The sequence below is a fragment of the Streptomyces sp. NPDC034103 genome (genome assembly GCF_055575395.1).
The window spans coordinates 302,625-327,910 of the sequence record NZ_JBVISS010000009.1; the positions used below are offsets into that span (position 1 = coordinate 302,625).

At 73.8% G+C, this 25,286-nt stretch carries 23 protein-coding genes and 3 tRNA genes; 19 read left to right on the forward strand and 7 right to left on the reverse strand.

All coding sequences use genetic code 11. The features are described 5' to 3' along the window. Nucleotides 1-146 precede the first annotated feature (146 nt). The 9 genes from ACZ56U_RS22065 to ACZ56U_RS22105 are packed head-to-tail and all read left to right on the forward strand — an operon-like array spanning nt 147 to nt 10,931. Nucleotides 147-1,298 (forward strand): glycosyltransferase family 4 protein, encoded by a 1,152-nt coding sequence (locus ACZ56U_RS22065; protein WP_469085697.1) that lies wholly within the window; start codon nt 147-149, stop codon nt 1,296-1,298. Next, nucleotides 1,295-2,035 (forward strand): class I SAM-dependent methyltransferase, encoded by a 741-nt coding sequence (locus ACZ56U_RS22070; protein WP_469085698.1) that lies wholly within the window; start codon nt 1,295-1,297, stop codon nt 2,033-2,035. Before ACZ56U_RS22065 ends, ACZ56U_RS22070 begins: the two co-directional genes overlap by 4 nt. Continuing rightward, on the forward strand, nt 2,032-6,231 hold the full coding sequence (locus tag ACZ56U_RS22075) for an alpha-(1->3)-arabinofuranosyltransferase domain-containing protein (protein ID WP_469085837.1): 4,200 nt from the start codon (nt 2,032-2,034) through the stop codon (nt 6,229-6,231). Before ACZ56U_RS22070 ends, ACZ56U_RS22075 begins: the two co-directional genes overlap by 4 nt. After that, a complete protein-coding gene (locus ACZ56U_RS22080) occupies nt 6,228-7,628 on the forward strand; it encodes a condensation protein (RefSeq protein ID WP_469085699.1) in 1,401 nt (466 codons plus the stop codon). Before ACZ56U_RS22075 ends, ACZ56U_RS22080 begins: the two co-directional genes overlap by 4 nt. Next, nucleotides 7,625-8,407: a class I SAM-dependent methyltransferase gene (locus ACZ56U_RS22085; protein ID WP_469085700.1), complete on the forward strand. Its 783-nt coding sequence runs from the start codon at nt 7,625-7,627 to the stop codon at nt 8,405-8,407. The genes ACZ56U_RS22080 and ACZ56U_RS22085 overlap by 4 nt, the downstream gene beginning before the upstream one ends. A 20-nt stretch (nt 8,408-8,427) precedes the next feature. Continuing rightward, nucleotides 8,428-9,336, forward strand: a complete 909-nt coding sequence (locus ACZ56U_RS22090) for a hypothetical protein (protein WP_469085838.1) — start codon at nt 8,428-8,430, stop codon at nt 9,334-9,336. Continuing rightward, entirely contained in the window at nt 9,333-9,560 is a 228-nt protein-coding gene (locus ACZ56U_RS22095) for a Trm112 family protein (protein WP_469085701.1), read from the forward strand. The genes ACZ56U_RS22090 and ACZ56U_RS22095 overlap by 4 nt, the downstream gene beginning before the upstream one ends. Beyond that, nucleotides 9,557-10,360, forward strand: coding sequence for an FkbM family methyltransferase (locus tag ACZ56U_RS22100; RefSeq protein ID WP_469085702.1), 804 nt, complete (start codon nt 9,557-9,559; stop codon nt 10,358-10,360). Before ACZ56U_RS22095 ends, ACZ56U_RS22100 begins: the two co-directional genes overlap by 4 nt. Next, complete coding sequence (locus ACZ56U_RS22105; protein WP_469085703.1) at nt 10,326-10,931, forward strand: hypothetical protein; 606 nt, start codon at nt 10,326-10,328, stop codon at nt 10,929-10,931. Before ACZ56U_RS22100 ends, ACZ56U_RS22105 begins: the two co-directional genes overlap by 35 nt. Here ACZ56U_RS22105 and ACZ56U_RS22110 read toward each other — a convergent pair whose 3' ends face one another. Next, complete coding sequence (locus ACZ56U_RS22110; RefSeq protein ID WP_469085704.1) at nt 10,932-11,810, reverse strand: ATP-grasp domain-containing protein; 879 nt, start codon at nt 11,808-11,810, stop codon at nt 10,932-10,934. A 158-nt stretch (nt 11,811-11,968) separates the two neighbouring features. On the opposite strand from ACZ56U_RS22110, the gene ACZ56U_RS22115 reads away from it, so the two are divergent. The 5 genes from ACZ56U_RS22115 to ACZ56U_RS22135 all read left to right on the forward strand — a co-directional run bounded on the left by ACZ56U_RS22115 (nt 11,969) and on the right by ACZ56U_RS22135 (nt 18,366). Then, entirely contained in the window at nt 11,969-12,835 is an 867-nt protein-coding gene (locus ACZ56U_RS22115) for an AraC family transcriptional regulator (protein WP_469085705.1), read from the forward strand. 103 nt (nt 12,836-12,938) lie between these two features. Further along, nucleotides 12,939-14,387 (forward strand): acyl-CoA synthetase, encoded by a 1,449-nt coding sequence (locus ACZ56U_RS22120; protein ID WP_469085706.1) that lies wholly within the window; start codon nt 12,939-12,941, stop codon nt 14,385-14,387. Continuing rightward, nucleotides 14,380-15,714 (forward strand): carboxyl transferase domain-containing protein, encoded by a 1,335-nt coding sequence (locus ACZ56U_RS22125; protein WP_469085707.1) that lies wholly within the window; start codon nt 14,380-14,382, stop codon nt 15,712-15,714. Before ACZ56U_RS22120 ends, ACZ56U_RS22125 begins: the two co-directional genes overlap by 8 nt. Nucleotides 15,715-15,890: 176 nt before the next feature. Next, a complete protein-coding gene (locus tag ACZ56U_RS22130; protein WP_469085708.1) occupies nt 15,891-16,934 on the forward strand; it encodes a rod shape-determining protein in 1,044 nt (347 codons plus the stop codon). 19 nt (nt 16,935-16,953) lie between these two features. After that, nucleotides 16,954-18,366 carry a sensor histidine kinase gene (locus ACZ56U_RS22135; protein ID WP_469085709.1) on the forward strand — a complete coding sequence of 471 codons (1,413 nt, stop codon included), beginning with the start codon at nt 16,954-16,956 and terminating at the stop codon, nt 18,364-18,366. A gap of 37 nt (nt 18,367-18,403) precedes the next feature. Here ACZ56U_RS22135 and ACZ56U_RS22140 read toward each other — a convergent pair whose 3' ends face one another. Both ACZ56U_RS22140 and ACZ56U_RS22145 read right to left on the reverse strand, forming a co-directional pair. Further along, a complete protein-coding gene (locus ACZ56U_RS22140; RefSeq protein WP_469085710.1) occupies nt 18,404-19,327 on the reverse strand; it encodes an anti-sigma factor RsbA family regulatory protein in 924 nt (307 codons plus the stop codon). After that, nucleotides 19,324-19,527 (reverse strand): anti-anti-sigma factor, encoded by a 204-nt coding sequence (locus ACZ56U_RS22145; RefSeq protein WP_469085711.1) that lies wholly within the window; start codon nt 19,525-19,527, stop codon nt 19,324-19,326. The genes ACZ56U_RS22140 and ACZ56U_RS22145 overlap by 4 nt, the downstream gene beginning before the upstream one ends. A 272-nt stretch (nt 19,528-19,799) precedes the next feature. On the opposite strand from ACZ56U_RS22145, the gene ACZ56U_RS22150 reads away from it, so the two are divergent. Together ACZ56U_RS22150 and ACZ56U_RS22155 are read left to right on the forward strand one after the other, a co-directional pair. After that, nucleotides 19,800-20,486 carry an ANTAR domain-containing protein gene (locus ACZ56U_RS22150; protein WP_469085712.1) on the forward strand — a complete coding sequence of 229 codons (687 nt, stop codon included), beginning with the start codon at nt 19,800-19,802 and terminating at the stop codon, nt 20,484-20,486. Nucleotides 20,487-20,569: 83 nt separating this feature from the next. Continuing rightward, the gene (locus ACZ56U_RS22155) at nt 20,570-21,442 is read left to right on the forward strand and encodes an LLM class flavin-dependent oxidoreductase (protein ID WP_469085713.1); all 873 of its coding nucleotides are present in this window, start codon (nt 20,570-20,572) and stop codon (nt 21,440-21,442) included. A 42-nt stretch (nt 21,443-21,484) separates the two neighbouring features. On the opposite strand, the gene ACZ56U_RS22160 is transcribed toward ACZ56U_RS22155, so the two are convergent. Next, complete coding sequence (locus ACZ56U_RS22160; RefSeq protein ID WP_469085714.1) at nt 21,485-21,835, reverse strand: helix-turn-helix transcriptional regulator; 351 nt, start codon at nt 21,833-21,835, stop codon at nt 21,485-21,487. A 136-nt stretch (nt 21,836-21,971) separates the two neighbouring features. Between ACZ56U_RS22160 and ACZ56U_RS22165 the strand changes: the two genes are divergently transcribed. Beyond that, complete coding sequence (locus tag ACZ56U_RS22165; RefSeq protein ID WP_469085715.1) at nt 21,972-22,703, forward strand: ANTAR domain-containing protein; 732 nt, start codon at nt 21,972-21,974, stop codon at nt 22,701-22,703. A gap of 80 nt (nt 22,704-22,783) precedes the next feature. Here the strand turns inward: ACZ56U_RS22165 and ACZ56U_RS22170 are convergent. From ACZ56U_RS22170 to ACZ56U_RS22180, 3 genes are all read right to left on the reverse strand, one after another. Then, nucleotides 22,784-22,857: transfer RNA gene (locus ACZ56U_RS22170), tRNA-Ile, on the reverse strand. A 180-nt stretch (nt 22,858-23,037) separates the two neighbouring features. Further along, nucleotides 23,038-23,110, reverse strand: a tRNA-Asn gene (locus ACZ56U_RS22175). Nucleotides 23,111-23,116: 6 nt separating this feature from the next. Further along, nucleotides 23,117-23,189: transfer RNA gene (locus ACZ56U_RS22180), tRNA-Asn, on the reverse strand. Nucleotides 23,190-23,323: 134 nt separating this feature from the next. On the opposite strand from ACZ56U_RS22180, the gene ACZ56U_RS22185 reads away from it, so the two are divergent. Both ACZ56U_RS22185 and ACZ56U_RS22190 read left to right on the forward strand, forming a co-directional pair. After that, nucleotides 23,324-23,641 (forward strand): YtxH domain-containing protein, encoded by a 318-nt coding sequence (locus ACZ56U_RS22185; protein ID WP_469085716.1) that lies wholly within the window; start codon nt 23,324-23,326, stop codon nt 23,639-23,641. Nucleotides 23,642-23,715: 74 nt separating this feature from the next. Then, nucleotides 23,716-25,155 carry an FGGY family carbohydrate kinase gene (locus tag ACZ56U_RS22190; protein WP_391229254.1) on the forward strand — a complete coding sequence of 480 codons (1,440 nt, stop codon included), beginning with the start codon at nt 23,716-23,718 and terminating at the stop codon, nt 25,153-25,155. The last annotated feature ends 131 nt before the right edge of the window (nt 25,156-25,286 follow it).

Sequence of the window (25,286 nt, forward strand, 5' to 3'; positions counted from 1 at the left end):
GGAACGGGTGGGCGAAAACTGTCCACTCCCCACCCGAGCACGGTCCACCCACATCACCCTCGCGACAAGCACCTCAACCCCCCACAGGAACGCACAGCACGCCCCCACGCTCAAAGTTCCGCACCCTGAGACGAGTTGGAGCGCACATGCCCCAGCACGTGCCACCCTCGCTGCACACCCCGCATCCCCGGGCGACGCAGCACCCCTCGGCGCTCCCCCCACCTCCGCGCCGAATCGTTTTCCTCGCCCATCGCGACCTCGGCAACCCGGCCGCCGGAGGCTCCGAACTCCTGGTCGACCGGCTCGCCGACGGCCTCACCCGGCTCGGCCACCAGGTCACCCTGCTGTGCGGCGGTCCAGCCTCGTACCGCGACTACCGGGTCGTCTCCGCGGGCGGCGAACTCGGGCACTTCCTGCGCGCCCGCTCGGCCTTCTCCCGTCAGGTCGGCGACTGCGACCTGCTGGTCGAGGTCTGCAACGGGATGCCGTACTTCGCGCCCGTCTGGCACCGCGGTCCCACGCTGTGCCTGGTCAACCATGTGCACACCGACCTGTGGAAGATGCGGTTCGGCGGGCCGATGGCGCCCGCGGCCCGCCTCGGCCGAAGACTCGAGCAGTGGGCGCTGACCGGCGCGCAGCACCGCAGTCTGCTGGTCGCCGTGTCCTCCTCGACGGCGCACGCGCTGCGCGGCATCGGCGTGGAGCGGGACCGTATCCGCGTCGTCCACAACGGCGTCGAGGAGCCCGGCCCGCGCGCCGACCGGTCGCCCGAACCGCTGTTCGTCGCCGTCGGGCGGCTCGTCGAGTACAAGCGGATCGATCTGCTGCTGCGGCTGTGGGAGCGGGTACGGCCCGTGACCGGCGGCCGGCTGGTCATCGTCGGCGACGGCCCCGAACGCGAGCGCCTGGAGCAACTCGCCGGTCCTGGCGTCGAGTTCACCGGTCATGTCTCCGAGGCGGAGAAGCACCGGCTGCTGTGCGCGGCCTGGCTGCTGCTGCACCCCTCGGCGGTGGAGGGGTGGGGTCTGGTCGTCACCGAGGCCGCCACCCGCGAGACCCCGACGGTCGCCTTCGACGTACCCGGGCTGCGGGACTCCGTCGTGGACGGGGAGACCGGTGTCCTCGCGCGCGGTGAGTCCACGTTCGCCGCCGCCTGGTGCACGCTCGCCCTCTCGGGAGAGCGCCGGGAGTTGATGGGCAAGGCGGCACGGGAACGCGCGGCCCGCTACCGCTGGGACCGTACGGTCAGACAGTTCCGTGCCGTCGCCGCCGAGGCGGTGAGGAGCTGGGCACCGTGACGGGCACCGGCCTCAAGGACCCCTCGATCCGCAGATCGGTCGCCCTCTTCCGGGCCTTCCTGCGCGAGCAGGACGACCCCGAGGCCTGCTACCGCCTCCTCGCCCGGGACTCCGTCGACCAGGTCGAGGCCTACGACGGCCCGGTCGACGGGCGGGTCGTCGTGGACGTCGGCGGCGGCAGCGGGTGCTTCACCGAGGAGTTCCGCCGACGGGGCGCGCACGCCTACCTCTTCGAACCCGACCCGCGGGAGCTGGGCCCCGCGCCGCCCGAGGGGGCCGTGGTCGCCGACGGCTATCTGCTGCCGCTGTCCGGCGGGGTCGCGGACGTCACGTTCTCCTCCAACGTGCTGGAGCACGTCGCCGATCCGCAGACCTTCGTCAGCGAGCTGATACGGGTGACCCGGCCCGGCGGCCTGATCTATCTGTCGTTCACCAACTGGCTCTCCCCATGGGGCGGCCACGAGTGGGCGCCCTGGCACTACCTGGGCGCCGAGCGGGCGCGGGCCCGCTACCGGCGCCGTACCGGACGGGCCGCCAAGCACACCCTCGGCGAGAACCTGTTCGCCGTGCACATCGGCCCGACCCTGCGGCAGGTGCGCGCCCGCGACGACGTGCGGGTGGTCTCGGCGCGCTCCCGCTACTGGCCCTTTCTCGCGGAGACCGTCGTCAAGGCGCCCGGCATCCGTGAGATCGCCACCTGGAACCTCCTCCTCATCCTCCGGCGGTGTCCACCATGACGACGTCCACGGTCCAGGCCCCTCCCCCGGCCGCCGTACCCTCCACGGCGCGTATGTCGGGCCCGCCGGAGGGCCCGCGCTCGCGGCGCTGGCTGCTGGGGTTCTGGGCCGTGGTGTTCGTGCTGTTCCTGGCCGTCCAGCCGGGGCGGCAGACCTTCGACACCAAGCTCGGGGTCACCGTCGACCCGGGCCGGTTCCTCTCCGACCTCGGTCAGCTCTGGCAGGACCGGGGCGGCTTCGGCGGGATCTCCGACCAGTACACCGGCTACCTGTGGCCGATGCTGCCGTTCTACTGGCTGGCCGACCTGGTACGGCTGCCGGTGTGGCTGGCGGAGCGGCTGTGGATGTCGCTCATCGTGGCGGTCGCCTTCTGGGGCGCGCTGCGGCTGGCCGAGCGGCTGCGGATCGGCAGCGGCGCCTCGCGGCTGCTCGCCGCCCTCGCGTACGCGCTGTGGCCGGTCTTCACCATCGTCGTCGGCTCCACGTCGGCGGCCGCGCTGCCCGGCGCCTTCCTGCCCTGGGTGCTGCTGCCGCTGGTGGACGAGCGCCACAGCGCCCGGGTCGCCGCCCTGCGCTCGGCCGTGCTCATCCCCTTCATGGGCGGGGTGAACGCGGCCTCCACCCTCGCCTCCCTGCTGCCCGTCGGGCTCTATCTGCTGTCCCGGCCGCCGGGACCCCGGCAGCGCAAGCTGATCGCCTGGTGGCTGCCGGGTCTGGTGCTGGCGACCGCCTGGTGGTGGATACCGCTGCTGCTGCTCGGCTTCTACGGTGAGAACTTCCTTCCGTACGTGGAGAGTTCGCAGACCACGACCGAGACCATGGCGGCGACCGAGGCGCTGCGCGGTGCCGGGAACTGGGTGGCGTATCTGCATTTCGGTGAGGCCTGGCTGCCGGCCGGCTGGACCGTCGTCGCCTCGGTGCTCGTCATCGTCTGCTCCGCCCTCGCCGCCGGACTCGGCCTCGCGGGGCTCGCCCGGCGGGACATGCCGGAGCGGCGCTGGCTGACGCTGACGGTGATCGTGATCGCGCCGATCCTGCTCGCCGGGTACGGCGGCGCCTTCGGGGCGCCCTTCCACGGGGTGGTGCAGGACTGGCTGAACGGCCCTCTGGTGCCCTTCCGGAACATCTACAAGTTCCAGACGGGGTTGGCCCTGGCGCTGGTGCTGGGCCTCGCGCATCTGGCGGGGGTCGCGGCCGAGGCGCGGGGGGCCCGGCCGGTACGGGGGCGCCGGTTCGCGCCGCTGATCGCCGCGGTGCTGATCCTGCCGGGTCTGATGTGGCCGTACCTCAACGGCTCGATCCTCAACCCGGGTTCCTTCCAGGAGATCCCCAAGTACTGGAAGGCCACGGCCGACTGGCTGGAGGAGGCCTCGCCGGACGCCCGCGCCCTGGTCGTCCCGGCGACCGCGCACGGCATCTACACCTGGGGTTCCCCCATCGACCAGCCGCTGGACGTGGTCGCCGGGTCCCGCTGGGCGCAGCGCGACTACGTCCCCTTCGGCACGCCCGGCAACCGGCGCGCGATGGACGCCGTCGAGCAGGCCCTGATGACCGGCGGCGAAGTCCCGGGACTGGCCGACTACCTGAGCCGCTCCGGCATCCACTACGTCGTCGTCCGCAACGACCTCGACCCCGACCAGATCGGCTATGTGCCGACGACCACGGTGAAGCGGACCCTGGAGCAGTCCGGGTACGTCCGGATGAAAGGTCTCGGTCCGGTGATGACCGGCGGCCGGATCATCGAGGACGCCCCGCTCGCCGTCGAGGGCCTCTACCCGCGGCAGCGGGCGGTGGAGATCTACCGGCCCGCCGACGACGTCCCCCGCCCCCGGCACGCGGGCCTGCTCCCGGTCGCCGACACCGCCGTCGTCTCCGGCGGCCCCGAGTCGCTGCTGCCGCTCGCCTCCGAGCTGCGCGGCCGGCCGACCGTACTGACCGGCGACCACCACCCCGGAGTCGGCAGCCCGCCGCTCCAGGTGGTCGGCGACGGACTGCGCCGCGCGGACACCCGGTTCGGCCTGGTCAACGCCAACACCTCGTACACGTACACGGCCGACGAGCGCAACGCCCCGGACGCCGCCGAGGACCCGGGCGACAAACCACGCCAGATCCTGCCGACGAAGGGCCTGGAGCACCAGACGGTGGCCCAACTGCGCGGCGCCCGCTCGGTGTCGGCGTCCAGCTACGGCAACTGGCTCTTCCACCTCCCCCAGTACGACCCGGTCAACGCCTTCGACGGCGACCCGGACACCGCGTGGGCGGAGGGCTCCCTGGGCTCGGCGGACGGGCAGTGGCTGCGGATCGAGTTCTCCGACAAGGCCTACGACATGCCGTCCTCGTTCAAGGTGACCCCGCTGCCCCAGGAGAGCGTCCGGGCGGCGGCGACGAAGGTGCGGGTGGAGACGGAGAAGGGCGAGCAGACCACCATCGTGCGCTCCGACGGCAGCACGCAGACCATCAAGGCACCGCCCGGACCGACGAGTTGGATGAGGCTGACGATCCTCGACTCGGCGGAGCGCCGCACCGGTCTGCTGGGCGCCGGGTTCTCCGAGGTCGCCCTGCCGGACGTCCAGGTGACCCGGCTGCTGCGGCTGCCCACCGACGCCGAGGAGAGCGGCGCCGCCGCCGAACTGGTCTCCCTGCACCGCGCCGCGAACCCCACGGGCCTGTCCGCCACGGGTACCGAGGCCGGCCTGCACCGGCGGTTCTCGACGGCCACGGCAGGGACGTACACGATCCGTGCGAGCGCGACCGCCGTGCCGGGCGAGGAACTGGACCGGATGCTGTACGAGGTCGCGCCCACCCAGGACCGGCGGGTGACCGCCACCGCCGACTCCACGGCCGCCCTCGGGGCGGGGCTGTCCGCGCGCAACCTCACCGACGGCGATCTGACGACGGCGTGGGTCGCGGGCGACCGGCCCACGATCCATCTGCGCTGGGACGGCAAGCAGCCCATCAGCGAACTGGTGCTGGCCCCCGCGGGCGGGCTGTCCACCCGGCCCACCGAGGTGAGCATCAGCTCCCCGGACGGCGCGACCGTCGCCGGCGTCGACGAGAACGGCTGGGTGCGCTTCCCGGCGATCACCACCGACCGCCTCGACATCACGATCACCCAGACCGCGCCACTGACCCTGTACAACCCGGTGGTCGACGAGGACCTGCGGCTGCCGGTGGGCCTGACCGAGGCCTACCTCCCCTCGCTGGAGACCCCCGACGCCTCCTACCGCACGCCCCAGCCCGACAGCGACCGCGCGTTCTCGCTGCCCTGCGGCAAGGGCCCGGTGGTCTCGGTGGACCGCGAGCTCTACGAGACCAGCGTGAAGGGCACGGCGGGCGACCTCACCGAGCGTCGGCCCGTCGAGGTGACGCTGTGTCAGCAGAGGCGCGACAAGCCCGGGTTGGAGCTGGGCGCGGGTGCGCACCAGGTCGAGGCCGGGGACGCCGGACCGCTGCTCCTCACCGACCTCACCCTGACCCGGGGCACGGTCACCGAACCCACCTCCGTGGGCCGGGACCTGCGGATACGGGACTGGCTCGGCGACCGCCGCGAGGTGACCGTCGGCTCCGGCGCGGCCATGTACCTGACGACGTACGAGAACTACAACGACGGCTGGAAGGCCACGCTCGACGGCAAGGAGCTGTCGTCGGTGCGGCTCGACGGCTGGCAGCAGGGCTGGCGGGTCCCGGCCGGGGCGGGCGGCACGGTCAAGCTCAGCTACGAGCCGGCGACGACCTACGACGGCGCCCTGATCGGCAGCGGTGTGGCGGTGCTGGTCCTGGTCGGCCTGGTGCTGTGGCGGCGGCACGAACCCAACCCCGACGCGCCGCAACCGCCGCCCCCGCCGCCGGGGCTCTGGCTGGGCACGGTCGCGCTCACCCTGGTGGGCGTGGTCATCGCCGGGTGGCTCGCGCTGCTGGTACCGGCGCTCGCGCTGCTGGCCCACCGCAGGCACGAGTGGCTCATGCCGGTCGCGTTCGTGGCGCTGGCCGGAGCGGGCGTCGCGGCCGCGACGGGAGCGGGCGAGCCGGTGTCGGCGGGCCACGGCGCCTTCGGTCACACGGCCCAACTGCTGGCGCTGATCGGCCTGTTCGCGGCGGTGGTGAGCGTACGCGAGCCGTCACCCGAGACGGGCCCACCCGACTCCGAGGCACCGACGCGACGGCTGCCCAGGACCGAGGAGGGCGAACCGGCATGACCGCCGCACCCGAGCGCGTTCCGTTCCCCGTGGTGGACGAGGTCTCCCGGCACTGCCTCCAGGAGGAGGAACCGGAGACGGTCCACATCGAGGTCCACCTGCCGGGACGCCTGGACCCGGCGGGGCTGCGCAAGGCGTTCCACGAGGCGCTGCTGCGCCATCCGCGCATCCTCATGCGGGAGGCCCGCGGCCCCTGGTACCGGCGCCGCTACGAGTGGGAGCTGACCGAGCGCCCGGACGTGGAGGTGGTCACCTTCCCGGCGCCGGGCCCCGACGCGTTACGGGACGCCCGGACCCGGGCCCTGACGACGGCACCGCCGCTGACGGACTCACCGCCGATCAGACTGGAGGTGGTGGAGGAGGCGGGCCGGGCGGGGGGCGGCGAGGCCGTGGGCCTTACGGCGGGTCGGGGTGCGGACGGACGGGGTGCGGACGGACGGGGTGCGGACGAACGGGGTGCCGGCGCCGGCGACGTCCCGGAAGAACCCCCGTCCCCGCCCGGGGGCACGGTCCTGTTCCTCACCATCAACCACACCGCCCTCGACGGACCGGCCTGTCTGCGCGTCCTGGCCACTGCCGCCGAGCTCTACAGCGGCCGGGACAACAGCCCCGCCGCACCCCCCGTGCGCCCGCCCGAGCCCCAGCAGGCCCCCACGGACACACCCTCCAACTGGGCACCCCCCGCCCGGGTCGCCCCCGGCACCCCCGAGAACTCCCCCGGCAACGGCCTGCTCGTCACCGAACTGCCCCTGCCGCGCCGCCCCAAGGGCGCCCCCTACACGGTGAACGACCAGCTCATGGTCGCCACCGCCCTCACCATCGCGCACTGGAACCGCGAACACGGCGCCCGCCCCCGCCCGCTGCGCATCACGATGCCCGTGGACGACCGCCCCCGGGACACCACCATGCCCATCGGCAACGGCACCCGGCTCGTCGAAGTCCCCTTCGCACCAGAGGAGTTGGTGACCGACGACCTGCCCGGCCTGCTGCGCCGCACGGCGTCGCGCACCCGCGCCCTGAAGTCCCTGCCCCGCCCCCAGCTCGGCCACGGCGCCGGCCTGCTCACCGCCCCGGTCACCCCGGTGGCGTGGCGGGCCGCCGTCACCCGGGGTCTGCGCCGGGCCGCCGCGCCCTGGACGTCCACCACGCTCCTGAGCAACATCGGCCGCGTCCCGTACCCGCTGGACTTCGGCGAGGAGGCGGGCCGCGCGCACGCCGTCTGGTTCTCGGCGCCGGCCCGGATGCCCCGCGGCCTCACCGTCACCACCGCCTCCACCGCCGGCCGCCTCCATCTCGCCCTGCGCTGGTCGCGCGCCCTGCTCGGCGAGGGCGACGGCGCCCATCTGCGGGACCTGTTCGAGCACTGTCTGCACACGACGGACGCGGAGTCCCGATGACGTCCACCCAGCCCCCCGAGACCACCGAGGGCCCCCGGGCCGCCGGGACCACCGGGACCGCGCCCGCCAAACCGCCCGGCCTGCGTGACTTCTACGAGGACCCCGCCGTCCCCGTCGCCTCCGGCGCCCCCCGCAGCCTCCGGCAGGCCCGCATGCTGGCGCGGGCCCTGGGGACCGGCCGCCCCCGGACCGTCCTCGACATCGGCTGCGGCGACGGCACCGCGGCCGCCGTCGCCGCCCCCCTGCTCCCCGGCCACCGTCTCGTCGGCGTCGACTGGTCCCAGGACGCGCTGCGCCGCGCCCGCACCCGGATGCCGTACGCGGTGCGGGGCGAACTCGGCGACGGGGGGCTGCCGTTCGGCACCGAGTCCGTGGACGCCGTGCTGTTCAGCGAGGTGATCGAGCATCTCGTCGACCCGGACTCGGCGCTTGAGGAGATCCGGCGGGTCCTGCGCCCGGGCGGCCATCTGCTGCTCTCCACACCGAACCTGGCCGCCTGGTACAACCGCGCCCTGCTGCTGGCGGGCGTGCAGCCGGTGTTCTCCGAGGTCAGCCTGCGCGCCATCCACGGGCGCCCCGGCCGGGAGGTCGTGGGCCACCTGCGGCTCTACACGGCCCGCGCGCTGCGGGAGTTCGTCGCGGCGGCCGGCTTCACCGTCGTACGGCTGGAAGGGGCGCCCTTCCACGGCGTACCGCGGCCGATGCGTCCGCTGGACCGGCTGGCGTGTCACAGACCGTCGCTCGCCTCGATCCTGCTGTTGCACGCTCGGAAGACCTAGGGGGCCGGATGTGGTGGGGAGTGGCCGCGGCCCTGCTGGCGAACACCCTGTACAGCATCGGTTTCGTCCTGGAGAAACGGGCGCTCACCTCCCTGCCCGAGGTGTCGATCCGGCAACCGGCGCGGCTGCTCCGGCTGGTGCTGGGCAGCCCCCTGTGGATCGGCGGGTCGCTCGCGCTGGCCGCCGGGTTCGGCGCGCAGCTGATCGTCTACCGCACGCTGCCGATCGCCGCCGCGCAGGGCATCTTCGTGTCCGGCCTGGTGCTGCTGGTCCTGCTGTCCGCGCGGCTGCTGGGCGAGCGGACCACCGGACGGGAGCGGTACGCGCTGGCGGCGATCCTCGGGGCGCTGCTGATGGTGGTGCTGTCCCTGGACGAACGCGCGGACACCGTCAGCCACGCCGCCCCGTACCCGCTGATCCTGCTGGTGTGTGTGCCGTCGCTGGCGGGGGGCGTGTGGCTGTACGGGTCCGCCGAGCGGCGCGCGAGGCACCGGCACCGGCTGCCGACGACCGGCGTCGAGTACGGCGTGGCGGTCGGCCTGCTCTACGGCGTCAGCTCGCTCGCGATCAAGGGCGTGTCGACGTATCTGACCTCGGGCGACTGGGGAGGGGCCCTGACCGGGGTCCTGCGCTCCCCGTACCCGTATCTCCTGCTGTTCACCGGCGCGTTCGGGCTCGTCATGTCGCAGGCCGCGCTCCAGCGCTGCCGGGCGTCGCTGATCGTGCCGGTGTGCACCACCGTGACCAGTCTGTTCACCGCGGTGCTCGGCACGCTGTCGTTCGGCGAGGCACTGCCGCACGACCCGCTGCGCCTCGCGCTGCGGCTGGCCGGGACGGCGCTGGCCGTCTCCGTACTGCTGGCCATGCCCAAGCACGACCAGCGTCCCGCGCAACCCCCCATCGGTGCCAAGGAGTTGACGCCCCCATGAAAGCCGACGACCCGCTGTTGCAGATCCTCGCGTGCCCGCTCGACAAGGGCCCGCTGCACCTCGTCGGGCCGGACGACCCGGCGGCCCCGGACGAGGTCCTCTACAACCCGCGCCTGCGCCGCCGTTACCCCGTCGTGGACGGCATCCCGCAGCTGCTGCCGTCCTCCGGGGAACAGGTCTCGGACGACGAGCACGAGGAACTCCTCCAGCGGATGACCCCATGACCCTGGCCGCGAAAGTCGCCTCCCTGCTGCCCACCCGGCTGGTCGCCGCCGTCGCCCGGGCCGTGTACCCGCGTTTTGAACCGGAGTTGGCGCGGCTGGCCGAGCTGTGCCCGGCCGGGTGCGGGACCGCCGTGGACGTCGGTGGCTGGTACGGGCCGTGGACGCGTCGGCTGTCGCGGCGGGCCCACCGGGTGGTGACCGTGGAACCGGTCCCCCACCTCGCGCGGCTGCTCGCGGCGACGGCCCCGCCCAACGTCCGGGTCGTGCAGGCCGCCGCGGCCGAGCGCCCCGGCCGGGCCCACCTGTGGCTGCCGGCCCGCGACGCGGGCGACCGGGGTGTCTCCTCCCTGGTCCGCCGCGACATCCACGCCCAGGCGCTGCCGGTCGGCTGCGTCACCCTCGACGAACTCGACCTGAAGGACGTCGGGTTCGTCAAGATCGACGTCGACGGCAGCGAACTGGCGGTGCTGCGCGGCGCCACGGGCATCCTGGCGCGGGACCGGCCGGCCCTCTTCATCGAGCTGGAGTCCCGTATCCAGCCGATCGGTCCGGTGGTGACGTATCTGGCGCTGCTCGGCTACGACGGCTGGGTGCTGCCCGGGCGGGACTGGATACCGCTGAGCGCCTTCCCGTTGGAGGCGCATCAGGCGCGGGCCTCGTACGTCGTGAACCACGGTCTGCTCCGCCGCGTGCTGCCCTTCCGGGGACCCCGGTACGTCAATTCGGTGCTCTTCCTGCCGGACGGCCGCCGCCCGATCGGCGACGATGGTCCCCATGCCCTCCGCGAAGCCCCCGGTTAGCCCCTTCACCCCGCGCGACTTCCAGCTGGTCCTGCTGCGCCGCATGGCCGACCACAACCCGGACCTCGTCGAGGACGCCCGCCGTGCGCTGGGCGCCTCCCTGGCCGAGATGCGCGAGGCCAACAAGCGCTGGCAGGCGATGCTCCGCTCCCCGCGAGCCCGGGGCGCCGCCGCGCGCTACCGCTCGGTCCTGGGCGCCCCGGAGTCGGTGCTCGGCCGCCGGGTGGGTGACCTGGACTGCGAGGCCTGGCTGTGGCCCCTGCCGCTCTGGCCCGAGCTGCGCTTCGAGGTGCTGCTCGCGCCGAACGGCGGGGTGTGGAACGAGTGGCTGGTCCGCGCGCCGGGGGCGCCGGGCCCCGAGCTGGGGACCCTCGACGACCTCGCGCCCTGGTCGTGCACCGTCGACGAGGTGGCCCGCGCCTTCGCCCCGGCCCGCCCCCTGGAGGGCACGGCGCCCACCCGCTGGGGGCTCGCGTTCACCGCCCCGGACGGCGGCGGCGTACGGCGCAGTTGCGCGGCCGAGTTCACCTGGGGGCTGCTGCAACGCGTCGCCGTGCGCCAGGTGTATTGATCACGAGCCCCCGGCGGCCGCGTCCAGGATCGCCGCCACGACGGCGGGCAGGGACCGCGGATGCAGGTCGAGGAAGAGGTTCGGCTCGACCAGTTCCAGCTCCATCACCCGCGGCTGTCCGTCGTCGCCGTCGACGAGGTCCACGCGCGCGTACAGCAGCTCCGGGGCCTCCGGTACGGCGGCCAGGGCGCGCTCGGCGACGGCGAGTTCGGCCGGGGTCGCGGTCCACGGCTCCAGGCCGGGGTGGGCGACCTTGTCCGCGTCGAAGGCCGTGCCGGGCGCGAGCACGGCCCGCTTGCGGCTGGCGTGCAGGAACCGTCCCCCGACGTACACCAGCGCCCGCTCCCCGCCGGTGTCGATGCCCCTCATGTACGGCTGCACCATCGCGGTGAGCCCTTCCTCGCCCATCCGCGCCAGCTGCCGTACGGCGGTCTCGTGCCGGTCCGGCGTGTACCGCGCGGCGTACCGGGCGCCCGCCCCGGAGGTCGGCTTGACGACGTACTCGCCCTCGTCCGGGAGGTCCGCCGGGTCGCCGGGCGCCAGATAGCGCGTGGGCACGGTGGGCACCCCGGCCGCGGCCAGCTCCCCGAGGTAGCGCTTGTCGGTGTTCCACCGCACGACCCCGGCCGGGTTGGCGAGCCGGGTGACCTTGCCGCACCGCTGCGCCCACGCCACGAACTCCGCGGCCCGCCAGCTGTAGTCCCAGGTGGACCGGATGACAGCGAGGTCGTAGCCGCCCCAGTCGACGTCGGCGTCGTCCCAGAACACGGCGTCCGCCCCGGCCCCGGCCGCCCGCAGGGCCTCCACCAGCACGGGCAGGTCTCGATCACGGTGCGGCTCGGGCCGGGGGTCATAGGTGACAAGGGCGACTCGGGGCACGACAGGGTCCCTTCCACTACGGCACTGACCTCGGCAGGCTAGCCACGTCCCCCACGACCGCGGCAACCCGTTCGACCCGACCTGATCGGGCACAGGATGTCGGGTCCGGCAGGGTGGGTCCTTCCTAGTGTGAGGGAGCGAAAGGGAAGGAGACCGGGGTGCTGGAAGGGCTGAACGAGGCCATGGAGCACATCGAGCAGCGGCTCGACCAGCGGATCGAGGCGGCCGACCTGGCACGGATCGCGACGACGTCGGAGTACCACCTGCGGCGGCTGTTCTCCGCGCTGGCGGGGATGCCGTTGTCGGAGTACATCCGGCGCAGACGGCTCACCGTCGCCGGCGCGGAGGTGCTGGCCGGGGACCGGACGCTGCTGGAGATCGCGGTGCGCTACGGCTACACGTCCGGCGAGGCGTTCGCACGGGCGTTCCGCGCCCTGCACGGTGTCGGCCCGGGCGAGGCCCGGCGCTCCGGTGCGAGCCTGGAGTCCCAGCCCCGGCTCTCCTTCCGCCTCACCGTCGAAGGGAACAGCAGCATGCGCTATCGGATCGTGGAGAAGGACGAGTTCCGGGTGGTCGGCCGCAAGGCACGCGTCCCCCTGGTGCACGAGGGGATGAACCCGGCCCTGGTCGAGTTCATCCGGGGCATCGACCAGGAGACGCTGCGGCGCCTGGAGGGCCTCGCCGACCAGGAGCCGCGCGGGATCATCGGGGTCAGTGACGACCTCGACCCGAGCCGGGCCGAGGGCACCGAACTCGACTACTACCACGGGGTGGTGACCGGCGCGGACGCGCCCGAGCACCTGGACTCGCTCACCGTGCCGGCCGGCACCTGGGCGGTGTTCGAGAACTCCGGTCCCTTCCCGCAGACACTCCAGTACCTGTGGCGGGACGTGTTCACCCAGTGGTTCCCGTCCAACCCGTACCGCAGCCGCCCGGGCCCCGAGCTGCTGCGCACCCGCCTGACCCCGGACGCGGCCGAGGCGGACGCGGAGCTGTGGATCCCCGTGGAGCGTACGCCCGTCTGACATGGACGGGCGGCGGGCGGGCGTCCGGGCACGGCCCATCGGGTAGGAGCCGTACCGGAGCGCCGCCCCGAAAGATCCCGGCAACGCTGAAGGAGTACGACGCGTGACCCCTCTCTTCCCGGCCCTGACCAACGCCCCGGCGCACCGCCCCGCCCTGCGGTTCGGCGACCGCTCCCTGACGTACGGGGAACTCGCCGCCGTGACCGGCGTCCTCGCGGACCGTCTGCGGGACGCCGGCCGCGTCGCCGTCTGGGCGACCCCGGCCCTGGAGACCGCCGTCGCCGTGGTCGCGGCGCTCCGGGCGGGCGTACCGGCCGTTCCGCTGAACCCGAAATCGGGCGAGAGGGAGCTCGGCCACATCCTGTCGGACAGCTCGCCGGCCCTGGTCCTGGCCGCCCCGGGCGACGAACTGCCCGCCCCTGTGCGGGACGTGCCGCGCCTGGACGTCACCCTCGACCGCACCGGCGGGTCCGTCGCCGACACCGACGCCGAGGACACCGCCGCCGCCCTGGTCGTCTACACCTCCGGCACCACGGGCCCGCCCAAGGGCGCGGTCATCCCCCGCCGGGCGATCGCCTCGACGCTGGACGCGCTGGCGGACGCCTGGCGGTGGACCGGTGACGACGTCCTCGTCCACGGCCTGCCCCTGTTCCATGTGCACGGCCTGGTGCTCGGCATCCTCGGCCCGCTGCGCCGCGGCGGCTCGGTCCGCCACCTCGGCCGGTTCAGCCCCGAGGGCGTGGCCCGCGAGCTGAACGACGGCGCGACCCTGCTGTTCGGCGTCCCGACGATGTACCACCGGATCGCCCAGGCCCTGCCCGCCGACCCGCACCTGTCGAAGGCGCTGGGCCGGGCCCGGCTGCTGGTCTCCGGCTCCGCCGCGCTGCCCGTGCACGACCACGAGCGGATCACCGCCGCGACCGGCCGCCCCGTCATCGAGCGCTACGGCATGACGGAGACCCTGATGAACACCAGCGTCCGCGCGGACGGCGAGGCCCGTGCGGGCACGGTCGGGGTGCCCCTGCCCGGGGTGGAGCTGCGGCTGGTGGAGGAGGACGGGACGCCGATCGCCTCGTACGACGGGGAGACGGTCGGCGAGATCCAGGTGCGCGGCCCGAACCTGTTCACCGGGTACCTCAACCGGCCCGACGCCACGGCGGCCGCGTTCACCGCGGACGGCTGGTTCCGCACCGGCGACATGGCGGTGCGCGACGCCGACGGGTACGTCCGGATCGTCGGCCGCAAGGCCACCGACCTGATCAAGAGCGGGGGTTACAAGATCGGGGCGGGTGAGATCGAGAACGCGCTCCTGGAGCACCCCGGGGTGCGGGAGGCGGCGGTCACCGGGGAGCCGGACGCCGACCTGGGCGAGCGGATCGTCGCCTGGATCGTGCCGGCGGACCCCCAGTCGCCGCCCGGCACCGAGGAGTTGGCCGACCACGTGGCCCGGCGGCTCGCCCCGCACAAGCGGCCCCGGGTCGTCCATCACCTGGACGCCCTCCCCCGCAACGACATGGGGAAGATCATGAAGCGGGCACTGGCCCGTGACTGACCGCACCGACCGCCGCTCCGCCCGCGCGTTCCTCGCCCAGGTCACGGACGACTTCACCGAACTGCCCACCCCCGAGGGCGAGTGCGGGCCCGACGGCCCGCTCGCCTGGCCGGGCTACGACGCCGCACGAGCCCGGGCGAGCGAGCGCACCGGCGAGGCGGAGTCCGTGGTGTGCGGCACGGGGCACGTCCAGGGGGTGCGAGCGGTCCTGCTCGCCTTCGAGTTCGGCTACCTCGGCGGCTCCCTGGGCGTGCGCACCGGCGACCGCCTGGAGGCGGCGTACGGATACGCCCGCGCCCACCGCCTCCCGGTCGTCCCGCTGGTCGCCACGGGCGGCAGCCGGATGCAGGAGGGCATGCTCGCCCTCACCCAACTCCAGCGCGTGGCCCGGCAGTCGGCGCTCACCCGGGCGGCGGGCCTGCCCCAGGTCGCGGTCCTGAGGGACCCGACCACCGGGGGCGGCTGGGCCACCCTGGGCGCGGGCGCCGACGTCGTCCTCGCCCTGCCGGGCGCCCAGGTCGGTTTCGCGGGCTCCCGGGTCCGCCCCCCGGACGCGGACCCGGCGGCGTACACGGCCGAGGCCCAGGTGGCGGCGGGCGCCGCCGACGCCCTCGTCCGGCCCAAGGACCTGCGCCGCACCCTCGGCCGCTGGCTGCGCCTGCTGACCTCCCCGGCCCTGGAGGCACCGCTGCCCCGCCACCCCGGCCCGCCCCCCGCGCCCGGCCTCCCGCGCACCGGCTGGGAGGCGGTCCAGCGCGCCCGCTCTCCCCGGCGCCCCCGCGCCGACCGCTACCTGGACGCCTACTTCACCCACCGCGTCGCGATCTCCGGCGACCGCTGCGGCGGCACGGACCCGGGGATGCTGTGCGGCTTCGGGGAGCACGCGGGGCGGACGGTCGCCTACGCCGCGCAGGCCGGCACCGCGACCCGCCCGGCCGGCTACCGCACCGCCGCCCGGCTGATCCGCCTCGCGGACCGGCTCGGCATCCCGGTCCTGACCCTGGTCGACACCCCGGGCGCCGCCAACGACGCGGAGGCCGAACGCCAGGGCGCGGGGGCGGCGATCGCCGACCTGTTCGCCGCGGTGGCCACCGTCCGCACCCCGATCACCACGCTGCTCATCGGCGAGGGCGGCTCCGGCGGCGCCCTCGCGCTGGCCGCCCCCGGCGCCACCTGGGCCGCCCCGGACAGCTACTTCTCGGTGATCGCCCCGGAGTCGGCGGCGGCCATCCTGAAACGGCCTCCGCAGGAGACGGCGGCGACCGCGGACCACCTGCGGCTGCGGCCCCAGGACCTGGCGGAACTGGGGGTGATCCGAACGGGCTGACCCCGCATCAAGCCCTTTACGGAACGCTTACATCGGACATAACAGACAAAACCCCCCATTCAGTCGCGCCCCGCCCGGCCCCCTCCAGAAGGCGCCCCACCCCCGCCCCTCGCACGATGCCAGTGAGCCCCGCCGCCCGGCGCGGCCACGGTCTGTGTTCTCGGGAGGACCTGCCCATGACCGCCACCGCCAGTCTGGAGCAGCTGCGTCGCTGCCACTTCGCCGTCGACCTGGGCGCGGCGAGGACGCGGGTGTACGTGAAGGGCGCCGGGCTCGTCGTCGACCAGCCGTCCGTCGCCGCCGTGAACACCCGGACCGGCGCGCTGATCGCGGTGGGCGAGTTCGCGGAGAAGATGACGGGCCGGACGCCGGACTACATCCGGGTCGTACGGCCCGTCTCCGGCGGGACCGTCGTCGACATCGAGATGGCCCAGCGCATGCTGCGGCACCTGCTCGGCGACAAGATCCGCCGCTCGCTGCGGCGCAAGCCGATCCTGCGCGCCGCCGCCTGCACCCCCCACGACGCGGACCCCCTCGCCCAGCGCGCCTGCATCGAGACGCTGGTCGGACTGGGCGCCCGGCGGGTGGAGCTGGTCGACACGCTGATCGCCGCCGCCGTCGGCTGCGGACTGCCCGTGGAGCGGCCCGAGGCCACCATGGTGCTGGTCTGCGGCGCCGCGGCCACCCAGGTCGCCGTGCTCTCGCTCGGCTCGATCGTCAACGCCGTACGCATCCCCGTCGGCGGTGAGGCCGTGGACCACGCGATCGTGCAGCACCTGCGCCACCAGCACGAGCTGATGCTGCCGAGCCAGTCCGTACGACCGCTGCAACTCGCCCTGTCCGGCAACGGCCTCACCCCCTCCGGCCCCGCCTCCACCGAGATCCACGGACGGGACGTCGCCACCGGCCTCGCCCGTTCCGTCCAGGTCGACACCGCCGCCGTCCGGAACGCGATCCAGACCCCGCTGACCGCCGTGCTCGACGGCATCGGCAAGGTGCTGCGGGACTGCCCGCCCGACCTGGTGGCCGACCTCGCCGACCGCGGGATCATGATGGTCGGCGGCAGCGCCCTGCTGCCCGGCTTCGACCAGATGCTGCGGCACGCCACCGGCATGCCGGTGCACATCGCCGAGCGGCCCGAGGTGTGCGCGGTGGAGGGGCTCGGCGCGATGCTGGAGGGCCGTATCGAACCGCTCGCGCTGAGCCCGCTGACCGACTGAGCCGACGTCGGCCTCGGCCATGCCCGAAGACCCCCTCCCCCCGCTCCTGGAAGCCGTCCTCGGCGTCGGCACCGACCTCGAACTGCGCACCACCCTCCAGCACATCGTGGACGCCGCCGCCGAGCTCACCGGCGCCCGGTACGCCGCGCTCGGCACGGCCGACCCCGGGCAGGACGGGCTCAGCGAGATCCGCACCCCGGGCGCCGTACCGGCCGCCACCGCCTGCCTCACGGTGCCGATCCATGTCCAGGACGAGGAGTTCGGCAGGCTCCACCTCGCCGGGAAGGACCGCTTCACCGCCGAGGACGAACAGCTCCTGCACGTCCTCGCCGTCCAGGCCGGCATCGCCATCGGCAACGCCCGGCTCTACGAGGCGGCCCGGCAGCGCGAGCGGTGGATCGAGGGCGCGGCCGCCGTCACCACCGCGCTGCTCGGCGAGGGCCCGGCGGCCGACGCGCTCACCACGGTCGCCGAGCGCGCCCGACTCCTCGCCGACGCCTGCGCGGGCGTCATCCTGCAACCCACCGAGGAGGGCGGCATGGAGATCGTGACGGCGTCGACGCACGACGACCCGGGCGACATCGTCGGTACGACCATCGCGCCCGGCAGCCCGGTCCTCGATCAACTCCTCGGCGGTGAACCGGTGTTCGTCGACGACTCCGCGACCGACCCGCGCATGACGACGCGTGTCCGGCACCGGTTCGGACCCAGCATGATGCTGCCGCTCCAGGCGGGCGGCCGGCTGATCGGCACCCTCGCCCTGCCCCGCCGGCGCGGCGACCGCCCGTACACCTCCGTCGAGCGGCTTCTCGCGGTGCAGTTCGCCTCGCAGGCCGCGCTCGCCCTGGTCCTCGCCGACGCCCAGCACAGCCGTGAGCTGCTCGCGGTCTTCGAGGACCGTGACCGCATCGCCCGGGACCTGCACGACCTGGTCGTCCAGCGGCTGTTCGCCACCGGCATGATGCTGGAGTCCGCCCAGCGCCGCAGCGAGGGGGACGAGGTCCACGAGACGCTGGGCCGGGCGGTCGACGCACTGCACTCCACCGTCCAGGAGGTCCGCACGACGATCTTCGCCCTCCAGCAGCCGCCCGCGGACGCCCCGACGACGTTCCGGGGCAGGGTGCTCCGGGAGACCGCGGGGGCGGCCGCCCTGCTGGGCTTCGCCCCGTCCACCCGGTTCACCGGCGCCGTCGAGAGCCGCATCCGGGAGGCGACCGCCGGGCACCTCCTGACCGCCCTGCGCCGCGCCCTGGCCACTGCCTCCCGCCGGCCCGGCGTCGGTCGTATCGAGGTCGCGGTCGACGCGACGGCGACCCTGCCGGACGGCCGGGAGGGCGTACGGCTGACGGTGCACGACGACGGGGCGGCCGACGAGGGGACGGCCGACGGCGACGGCACGGGGACGACGGTGACCTGGCAGGCGCCGCTCTGAGCACTGTCCGGCAGGTCGGTCGGCGGGGCCGAGACGGTCAGCGGGCGAACCAGCACCGCACGGTGGTGCCTTCCGCCCCGGTGTGCGTCCGCACCAGGTCGGCCACCAGGTTGACCAGCAGCAGCCCGCGTCCGCCGCGCTGGTCGCGCGCCGGGGGCCGCCGTCCGGCCAGCGGGTCGGCAAGGCACCCCTTGTCCCGGACCTCGCAGATCGCGTACCCCTCCTCGGTCCACACCCGCAGCGTCCCCGTACCGCCCCCGTGCACCACGCTGTTGGTGGTCAGCTCGGCCGCGACCAGGGCGAGGTTCTCCAGCGCGATCCCGGTCAGCCCGAGCCGCGCGCCCTCGGCGGTCGCGAGATGGCGGACCGCGGAGAGCGACTGCACGTCGAAGCCGAGGCAGAGCACGTCCGGGACGACGGGCAGCGCCTCGTTGTAACGGTCCACCACCGCGTCTGGGGCGTACGCGTCGCTCCGCTGTTCCGGCCCGCCGCCGGAGGGGATGACGGTGGGGTGGGTGGCACAGGCGTCGGCGAGCACCGTCTCGTCGAGGCGCCGGACGTCGTAGGGGCACAGGATGGTGGCGTGCCGGTCCGCGAAGGCGGCGTTGATCAGTGCCTCGTGCTGGACGCAGGCGGGGTACTCGCCGCTGGTGCGGCCGGCCCAGATCGGCTCGCCGATGATCCGCACCCGGTGGCCGGGCCGCTGGGTGTCGGCGAAGGCGCGCAGCACACCGGGGATGATCCGGCCGGGGTTGCGGCCTGCCTCGCGCATGTCCAGGAGCCGTACCGCGTCGGCGTCGGTGCCGAGCGCGTCGCGGATCAGCCCGAGGTTGTCGCCCGGCACGGCCACGGCGACCGGCTCGCCCGCCTCCAGACCCTCGCGGACGAAGGGGACCGTGCCGGCGAGGTACTCCTGGGCGTCGCCGTAGAAGAGCGCGGGGTGCAGGAACGGGGCGCTCACGACGACGACACCTCGCTCCCGGACAGTCCTGGCCAGAACAGCTCAAGAGTCCGGCTGAGCATGGACGGCGGACCGTGCGACTCCAACAACCGACCCTCCTCCAGACGCCGTGCGGCGGCCGCGAGGGCATCAGCGTCCGTGACCTCGACGAACGTCACGGCGGACAGCTCCAGACCGTACACGTCGGCACACGCGCCCACCGCCCGCTCCAGCGCGCTCCCGTATCCCGTGAGTGGCCAGAGCCACCTCGCCCGCGGCGCGCAGACCGCCGCCTCCGGGCAAGCACGCGTGTACCCCGCCGGGAAGCTCCCACTCCCCCGTCCGCCCCAGGTGTAGCCCGTGCCGGGTCGGGCAGGCGCATGGGCGGCACCGCCGGGCCCCCGCGGGGCTGACGCTCTGCATCCGTCCAGAACCGGTGGCACGAAGGAGGCCCGTCAGCGTGACGACGGTAGGGGACCGACGAGACGGGGACATGAACTCAGCGGCACACACACCTCTGGCACGGCGACTGAACACCCTGGTCATCGAGACCCGCACGGACGCGGGCCGGGCCGAGCTGCGACCGCGGGGCGAGCTGGTGCACGGCTGTGCGCGGGTCCTGGAGGCGGCCCTGTCGGCGCTGCCGGACGAGGTCCACCGGGTCGAGCTGGACATGACCGGCGTGGTGTTCATGGACACGGCCGGGCTCCAGTTCCTGGAGCTTCTGGACGACTACCGCCACCGCCGGCACGTCCCGGTGACCACCTCGCGCTGGACCGGCCAGCCGCGCCGGATCCTGGAACTCGCCGGCCTGGACACCGCCGACCCGCTGCACACGGCCCCCCGCCCGGACGACCCCGAGCCCGCTCCCCCGGCGTCCTCCGCGGTCGCCCTGGAGCGCACGGAACAGCTCCAGCTGCTGCGCGAGGAGGTCGAGCAGCTGCGCCAGGCGATCGTCTCGCGGCCCGTCATCGACCAGGCCCGCGGCATACTGATGGCCGCCCACGCCTGTACCCCCGAGGAGGCCTGGGCCATTCTGCGGACCACCTCCCAGCTGTCCAACACCAAGCTGCGCACCGTAGCGGCGGCCCTCACCGCCGGCACCAGGCCCGACGGCCCGCCGCCGCCGGAGGAGGTGCGCACGGCGTTGCGCACGGCGGTCCGCGGCTGTCTGGACTGAGCGGCCCCGGCCGGGGCCGAAAGCCGACCCCGTACCGGCAAAGCCGTTGATCATTTCTTCGGCCGGACCGTAGGTTCCGTCGCATGACGAATCTCCGGATCGGTGTGATGTACGACCGCGACTGGGCCCCCGAGGAGCTGCCCGGGTTCGCGCGGCGGGCCGAGGCGCTCGGCGCGGACGACCTGTGGGTGGTGGAGGACCTGCGCTGGAACGGCGGGGTGTCGGCGGCGGCCGTGGCGCTGGGCGCGACCGAGCGGCTGCGGGTGGGCATCGGGATCGCCCCGGCGCCGCTGCGCAGCCCGGCCCTGCTGGCGATGGAACTGGCCACGCTGGCACGGGTGTTCCCGGGCCGGCTGGTGGCCGGGATCGGTCATGGCGTGCGGGAGTGGATGGAGCAGGTCGGGGTGGCGCCGCGCTCTCCGCTGGCCCTGCTGGAGGAGACGATCACCGCGGTGCGGGCGCTGCTGCACGGGGAGCGGGTCACGGTGGACGGGCGGGAGGTGCGGATCGACGGCATCAAGCTCGTGCATCCGCCCGCCGAGCCGCCGCCGGTGGTGGCGGGGGTGGTACGGCCGCGCTCGCTGGAGCTGTCCGGGCGGGTCGCGGACGGCACGCTGATCGCCGAGGGCCACGGCCCGCGGGACCTGGGGCACATCCGGGCGCTGCTGGCCAAGGGCGGCGCGGGCGACGACCACACGCTGAACGTGTTCGCGTTCGCCTGTGTCGGCGACGACGCCGAGGAGGTCGCGCGGACCCTGCACCCGTTCACCGAGGGGCACGGCGCCTGGCTGGGCCGCCCGCAGGAGGAGGTCTTCACCGTCTCCGGTGACGCCGCGGGGGCCGCGGAACGGATCGGCGCGCTCGAGGAGTCGGGCGCCGACACCGTCGTCCTCCGGTTCGTCGGCGCCGAGCCGCTGCGGCAGCTGGAAGCGGTCCTGGCGGCTGCCCGGCGCTGACGCGCACACCGCGACGCGGGTCCCGTCCGGGGCCCGCGTCGCTCAGGCCTCTTCGGCGGCCGCCGTGCCGGCGCGGGGCAGGACCTCGTGCTGCCCGTCCACCTGGACCAGCAGCGCCAGCAGGGCGGCCACGGTGAGGCCGGCCTCGGCCGGATGGCGCAGGACCTTCCCCTGCTCGATCCGGTAGGTGTTGGTCCGCCCCTCGCGGGTGTGGGACAGATAGCCGCTGCGCTCCAGATCGGAAATGATCTTCTGGACGGCGCGTTCCGTGAGTCGGCAGTGCGCCGCGATGTCCCGGACCCGCGCGCTCTGGTCCTCGGCGATGGCGGCCAGTACGCGTGCGTGGTTGGTGATGAAGGTCCAGCCCGTGTGCGATTCCGTCGCTCCACTCATGTGGGCATCGTACGCCTGAGGATTCACGCATGAAAATACACGAAATCAGTTTCATGTATCGCTTGACGTGCGTCCGTGCGCGGGGGACTCTGAGGGGGTCGGAAAGACGGGTGTACCCAGCCGTGGGGAGAGGAACATGCCCAAGTCGGCACCCTGCTGTGCTGGACCGGACCGCGGATGCACCAGGCGCGCCGGTCGGGACGGCTCGGCCCGGCTGACGGTCTGCGCCCGCCCCGAGGGCGACCGGACGGTGGTCACGGTCAGCGGGGACCTCGACCTCGCCGCGGACCAGACGCTCCAGCACGCCCTGCGCTCGGCGCTCAACGACTCCGGCAAGGGCATCGACCTGGACCTGGGCGGCGTCGACTTCTGCGACTGCTCCGGGCTCAACATCCTGCTGGGGATCCGGCAGCAGGCGCTGGACCAGTACAAGACGGCCACGATCCGGCGCCTCAGCCCGGCTGCCGCGCGGGTGTTCTCCCTCACCGGCACCCTGCCCCTGTTCGACCCGGAGGCCGAAGTGCGGCACCAGGAGGACCGCGCCACCACGGACCCACGGGTCGAGGCCGCCCAACTGCGGCGCGCCCTGGACCCACGGGTCGAGGCCGCCCAACTGCGGCGCGCCATGCAGACGCGGGGACTGATCGACCAGGCCCGCGGCATCCTGATGGCCACCTTCTCGCTCACCGCGGAGGAGGCCTGGAACGTCCTGGTGATGACCTCCCAGAACACCAACACCAAGCTGCACCGCGGCGCCCAGCAACTGGTGGACTCGGTCCGCGGCGAACCCCTGCCGGAGGCAACCCGCAAACAACTCTCCGCCGCGGTGGCCCACGTGACGGCGGAACGAGCCGAAGCGAAGAACTGAAGGCGCCCGCCGGGACCCCGGGGGCGTGGGCGATCCGACAGCCCGAAGTAAACGTTTCCCCAGGCCAGGGGCCTGCGCGGTGGGGCGGGTGGGACTCGAACCCACGGCCGGCGGATTATGAGTCCGCTGCTCTAACCGGCTGAGCTACCGCCCCATAGCGGCGTGTCGCGTACATGTGTGCGCGCCGTCTGCCGCAGCATAGCCGCTCATACGATCTCCTGCTTCGTACGGTCGACTTCGCATGCCCTGAAGGACTCCGCCGTGACCTGCACGGTTCCCGGGCGCAGGGATGATCACATGAAAAAGGACCCCCGCGGGGGTCCTTGTCCGTGTGCTCTCCCGACTGGACTCGAACCAGTAACCTGCCGGTTAACAGCCGGCTGCTCTGCCAATTGAGCTACGGAAGATCGAAGCTCCCCCGACTGGACTCGAACCAGTAACCTGCCGGTTAACAGCCGGCTGCTCTGCCAATTGAGCTACGGAGGAATGCCTCGTTGCATCGAACGTAACTCCCTGGGTAGTCGCCAGGGGGCGGGCGTTCGCTGCGACACATACATTAGCGCAAGCAGGGGGGTGCTCCGCCAATCGGTACTCCTCCACGAGGGAAGGGTGGCTCCGCCATGCGCTTCAAGCTCACGTTCGTCACCGGGCTGGCACTGGGATACGTGCTGGGTACCCGGGCCGGACGGGAACGCTATGAACAGTTGAAGAAGTCGGCACGTCAGGTCTCCCAGAACCCCGCGGTCCGCAACACCGCCGAGTCGGCCGCCCAGCAGGGCCGCCACTTCGCGGGCAAGGCGTACCACGTGGTCAGCGAGAAGGTGGGCGACCGGGTTCCGGAGTCGGTGACCCAGCGGGTGCGATCCCTGCGGGACCGGAACACGAACGGGGCGGCCGCGGACGACTGGGGCACCGGCACCGGGACCAGTAGTACGTGACAACGGACTCATAATCGGTCGGCCGTACCTTCACCGGGTACGGCCACCCCCCGCGGTGCGGCAGAATTTTGGCCATGGGGATAGTCGCCGGGTTGGACAGTTCGCCCGATTTCACTCGTATCGTCGTCTGTGACGCAGACACGGGCGCCGTACTCAAACAGGGGTACGCGCCGCATCCGGTCGAAGGCCGGCCTTCCGACATCGATCCCCAGGCCTGGCTGCTGTCCCTCGGCGAGGCCGCGGGCGGCGGACTCCTCGAGGGCGTGCAGGCCATCGGCGTGTCGGCCCAGCAGAACGCCCTGGTGCCGCTGGACGCCCAGGGCAACACCGTCCGCCCCGCCCTCGTCGGCGGCGACAAGCGCGCCCAGGTCGCGGCGGTCGACCTCGTCGACGCGCTCGGTGGGCGCGAGGCGTGGGCGCAGGCCGTGGGATGTGTCCCGCAGGCCGCGCAGCCCGTCACCAAACTGCGCTGGCTCGTGAAGAACGAACCCGACGCCGCGCTGCGCACCGCCGTCCTGCTCCAGGCCCACGACTGGCTGGTGTGGCAGCTCCTCGGCCGTCCGGTGCGCCGGACCACCGACCGCGGCGGCGCCTCCGGTACCGGCTACTGGTCCGCCGCCACCGGCGCCTACCGCACCGACCTCGTCGAACTCGCCCTCGGTCACCAGGCGATGCTGCCCGAGGTGATCGGCCCCGCCGAGGCCGCCGGTACGACACCGGAGGGGCTGCTGATCTCCGCCGGGACCGGCGAGACCATGGCCGCCGCCTTCGGGCTCGGTATCGGGCTCGGCGACGCCGTCGTCTCCCTCGGGGCCTCCGGCTCCGTCATGGCCGTCCACCCCGAGGCCCTCTACGACAACAGCGGGATGATCACGTCCCTCGCCGACGCCACCGGCATGCACCTGCCGGTCGTCACCACGCTGAACGCGGTACGGACCCTGCGCGGCACCGCCGAGCTCCTCGGGCTGCCCGACCTGGAGAGCCTGTCCGAGCTGGCGATGAAGTCGACCCCGGGCTCCCACGGCCTGGTGCTGCTGCCCTATCTGGAGGGCGAGCGGACGCCCAGCCTGCCGCACACCGCCGGGACGCTCGCCGGACTGCGCAGGGAGTCCATGAAGGCGGAGCACCTCGCGCGCGCCGCCTTCGAGGGCATGCTGTGCGGGCTCGCCGACGCCCTGGACGTCCTGCGCGGCCGGGGCGTGGAGGTGCGCCGGGTCTTCCTGCTGGGCGCGGCCGCGGAGCTGTCGGCCGTGCAGGCGGCGGCGCCGGCGATCTTCGGGACGCAGGTCGTCGTACCGCAGCCCGCGGACTACGCGGCGCGGGGTGCCGCTCGGCAGGCCGCCTGGGCGCTCGGGGTGTCGCAGGGCACGCTCGACCCGCGGACCCCGCCGGCCTGGCAGGGGGCGGCCGCGCAGATCCTGGAGCCCGGTGAGGAGCTGGCGGTCGGGCAGGCGGTGCGGCAGCAGTTCGTGTCGGTGCGGGAGCAGACGCACCCGGGGGCCTTCCGGTCGTAGCGGAAGGTAAGACACCGGTAGGAAGCCGGCGCCTTCGGCACCCGTAAGGCCGTACGGAGCACCGCTGTCGGCTTAATCGGTTGAGGTAACGCGGGTGGAGTGTCCGACGATGGGGGCCAGGGGCAACCACC

Coding starts and splice junctions, on each gene's coding strand:
- ACZ56U_RS22065 (WP_469085697.1), top strand. CDS start 147: ATGCCCCAGCACGTGCCACCCTCGCTGCACACCCCGCATCCCCGGGCG.
- ACZ56U_RS22165 (WP_469085715.1), top strand. CDS start 21,972: ATGCCCAAGTCGGCACCCTGCTGTGCTGGACCGGACCGCGGATGCACC.
- ACZ56U_RS22095 (WP_469085701.1), top strand. CDS start 9,333: ATGAAAGCCGACGACCCGCTGTTGCAGATCCTCGCGTGCCCGCTCGAC.
- ACZ56U_RS22155 (WP_469085713.1), top strand. CDS start 20,570: ATGACGAATCTCCGGATCGGTGTGATGTACGACCGCGACTGGGCCCCC.
- ACZ56U_RS22130 (WP_469085708.1), top strand. CDS start 15,891: ATGACCGCCACCGCCAGTCTGGAGCAGCTGCGTCGCTGCCACTTCGCC.
- ACZ56U_RS22160 (WP_469085714.1), bottom strand. CDS start 21,835: ATGAGTGGAGCGACGGAATCGCACACGGGCTGGACCTTCATCACCAAC.
- ACZ56U_RS22085 (WP_469085700.1), top strand. CDS start 7,625: ATGACGTCCACCCAGCCCCCCGAGACCACCGAGGGCCCCCGGGCCGCC.
- ACZ56U_RS22135 (WP_469085709.1), top strand. CDS start 16,954: ATGCCCGAAGACCCCCTCCCCCCGCTCCTGGAAGCCGTCCTCGGCGTC.
- ACZ56U_RS22190 (WP_391229254.1), top strand. CDS start 23,716: ATGGGGATAGTCGCCGGGTTGGACAGTTCGCCCGATTTCACTCGTATC.
- ACZ56U_RS22100 (WP_469085702.1), top strand. CDS start 9,557: ATGACCCTGGCCGCGAAAGTCGCCTCCCTGCTGCCCACCCGGCTGGTC.
- ACZ56U_RS22075 (WP_469085837.1), top strand. CDS start 2,032: ATGACGACGTCCACGGTCCAGGCCCCTCCCCCGGCCGCCGTACCCTCC.
- ACZ56U_RS22185 (WP_469085716.1), top strand. CDS start 23,324: ATGCGCTTCAAGCTCACGTTCGTCACCGGGCTGGCACTGGGATACGTG.
- ACZ56U_RS22105 (WP_469085703.1), top strand. CDS start 10,326: ATGGTCCCCATGCCCTCCGCGAAGCCCCCGGTTAGCCCCTTCACCCCG.
- ACZ56U_RS22150 (WP_469085712.1), top strand. CDS start 19,800: ATGAACTCAGCGGCACACACACCTCTGGCACGGCGACTGAACACCCTG.
- ACZ56U_RS22080 (WP_469085699.1), top strand. CDS start 6,228: ATGACCGCCGCACCCGAGCGCGTTCCGTTCCCCGTGGTGGACGAGGTC.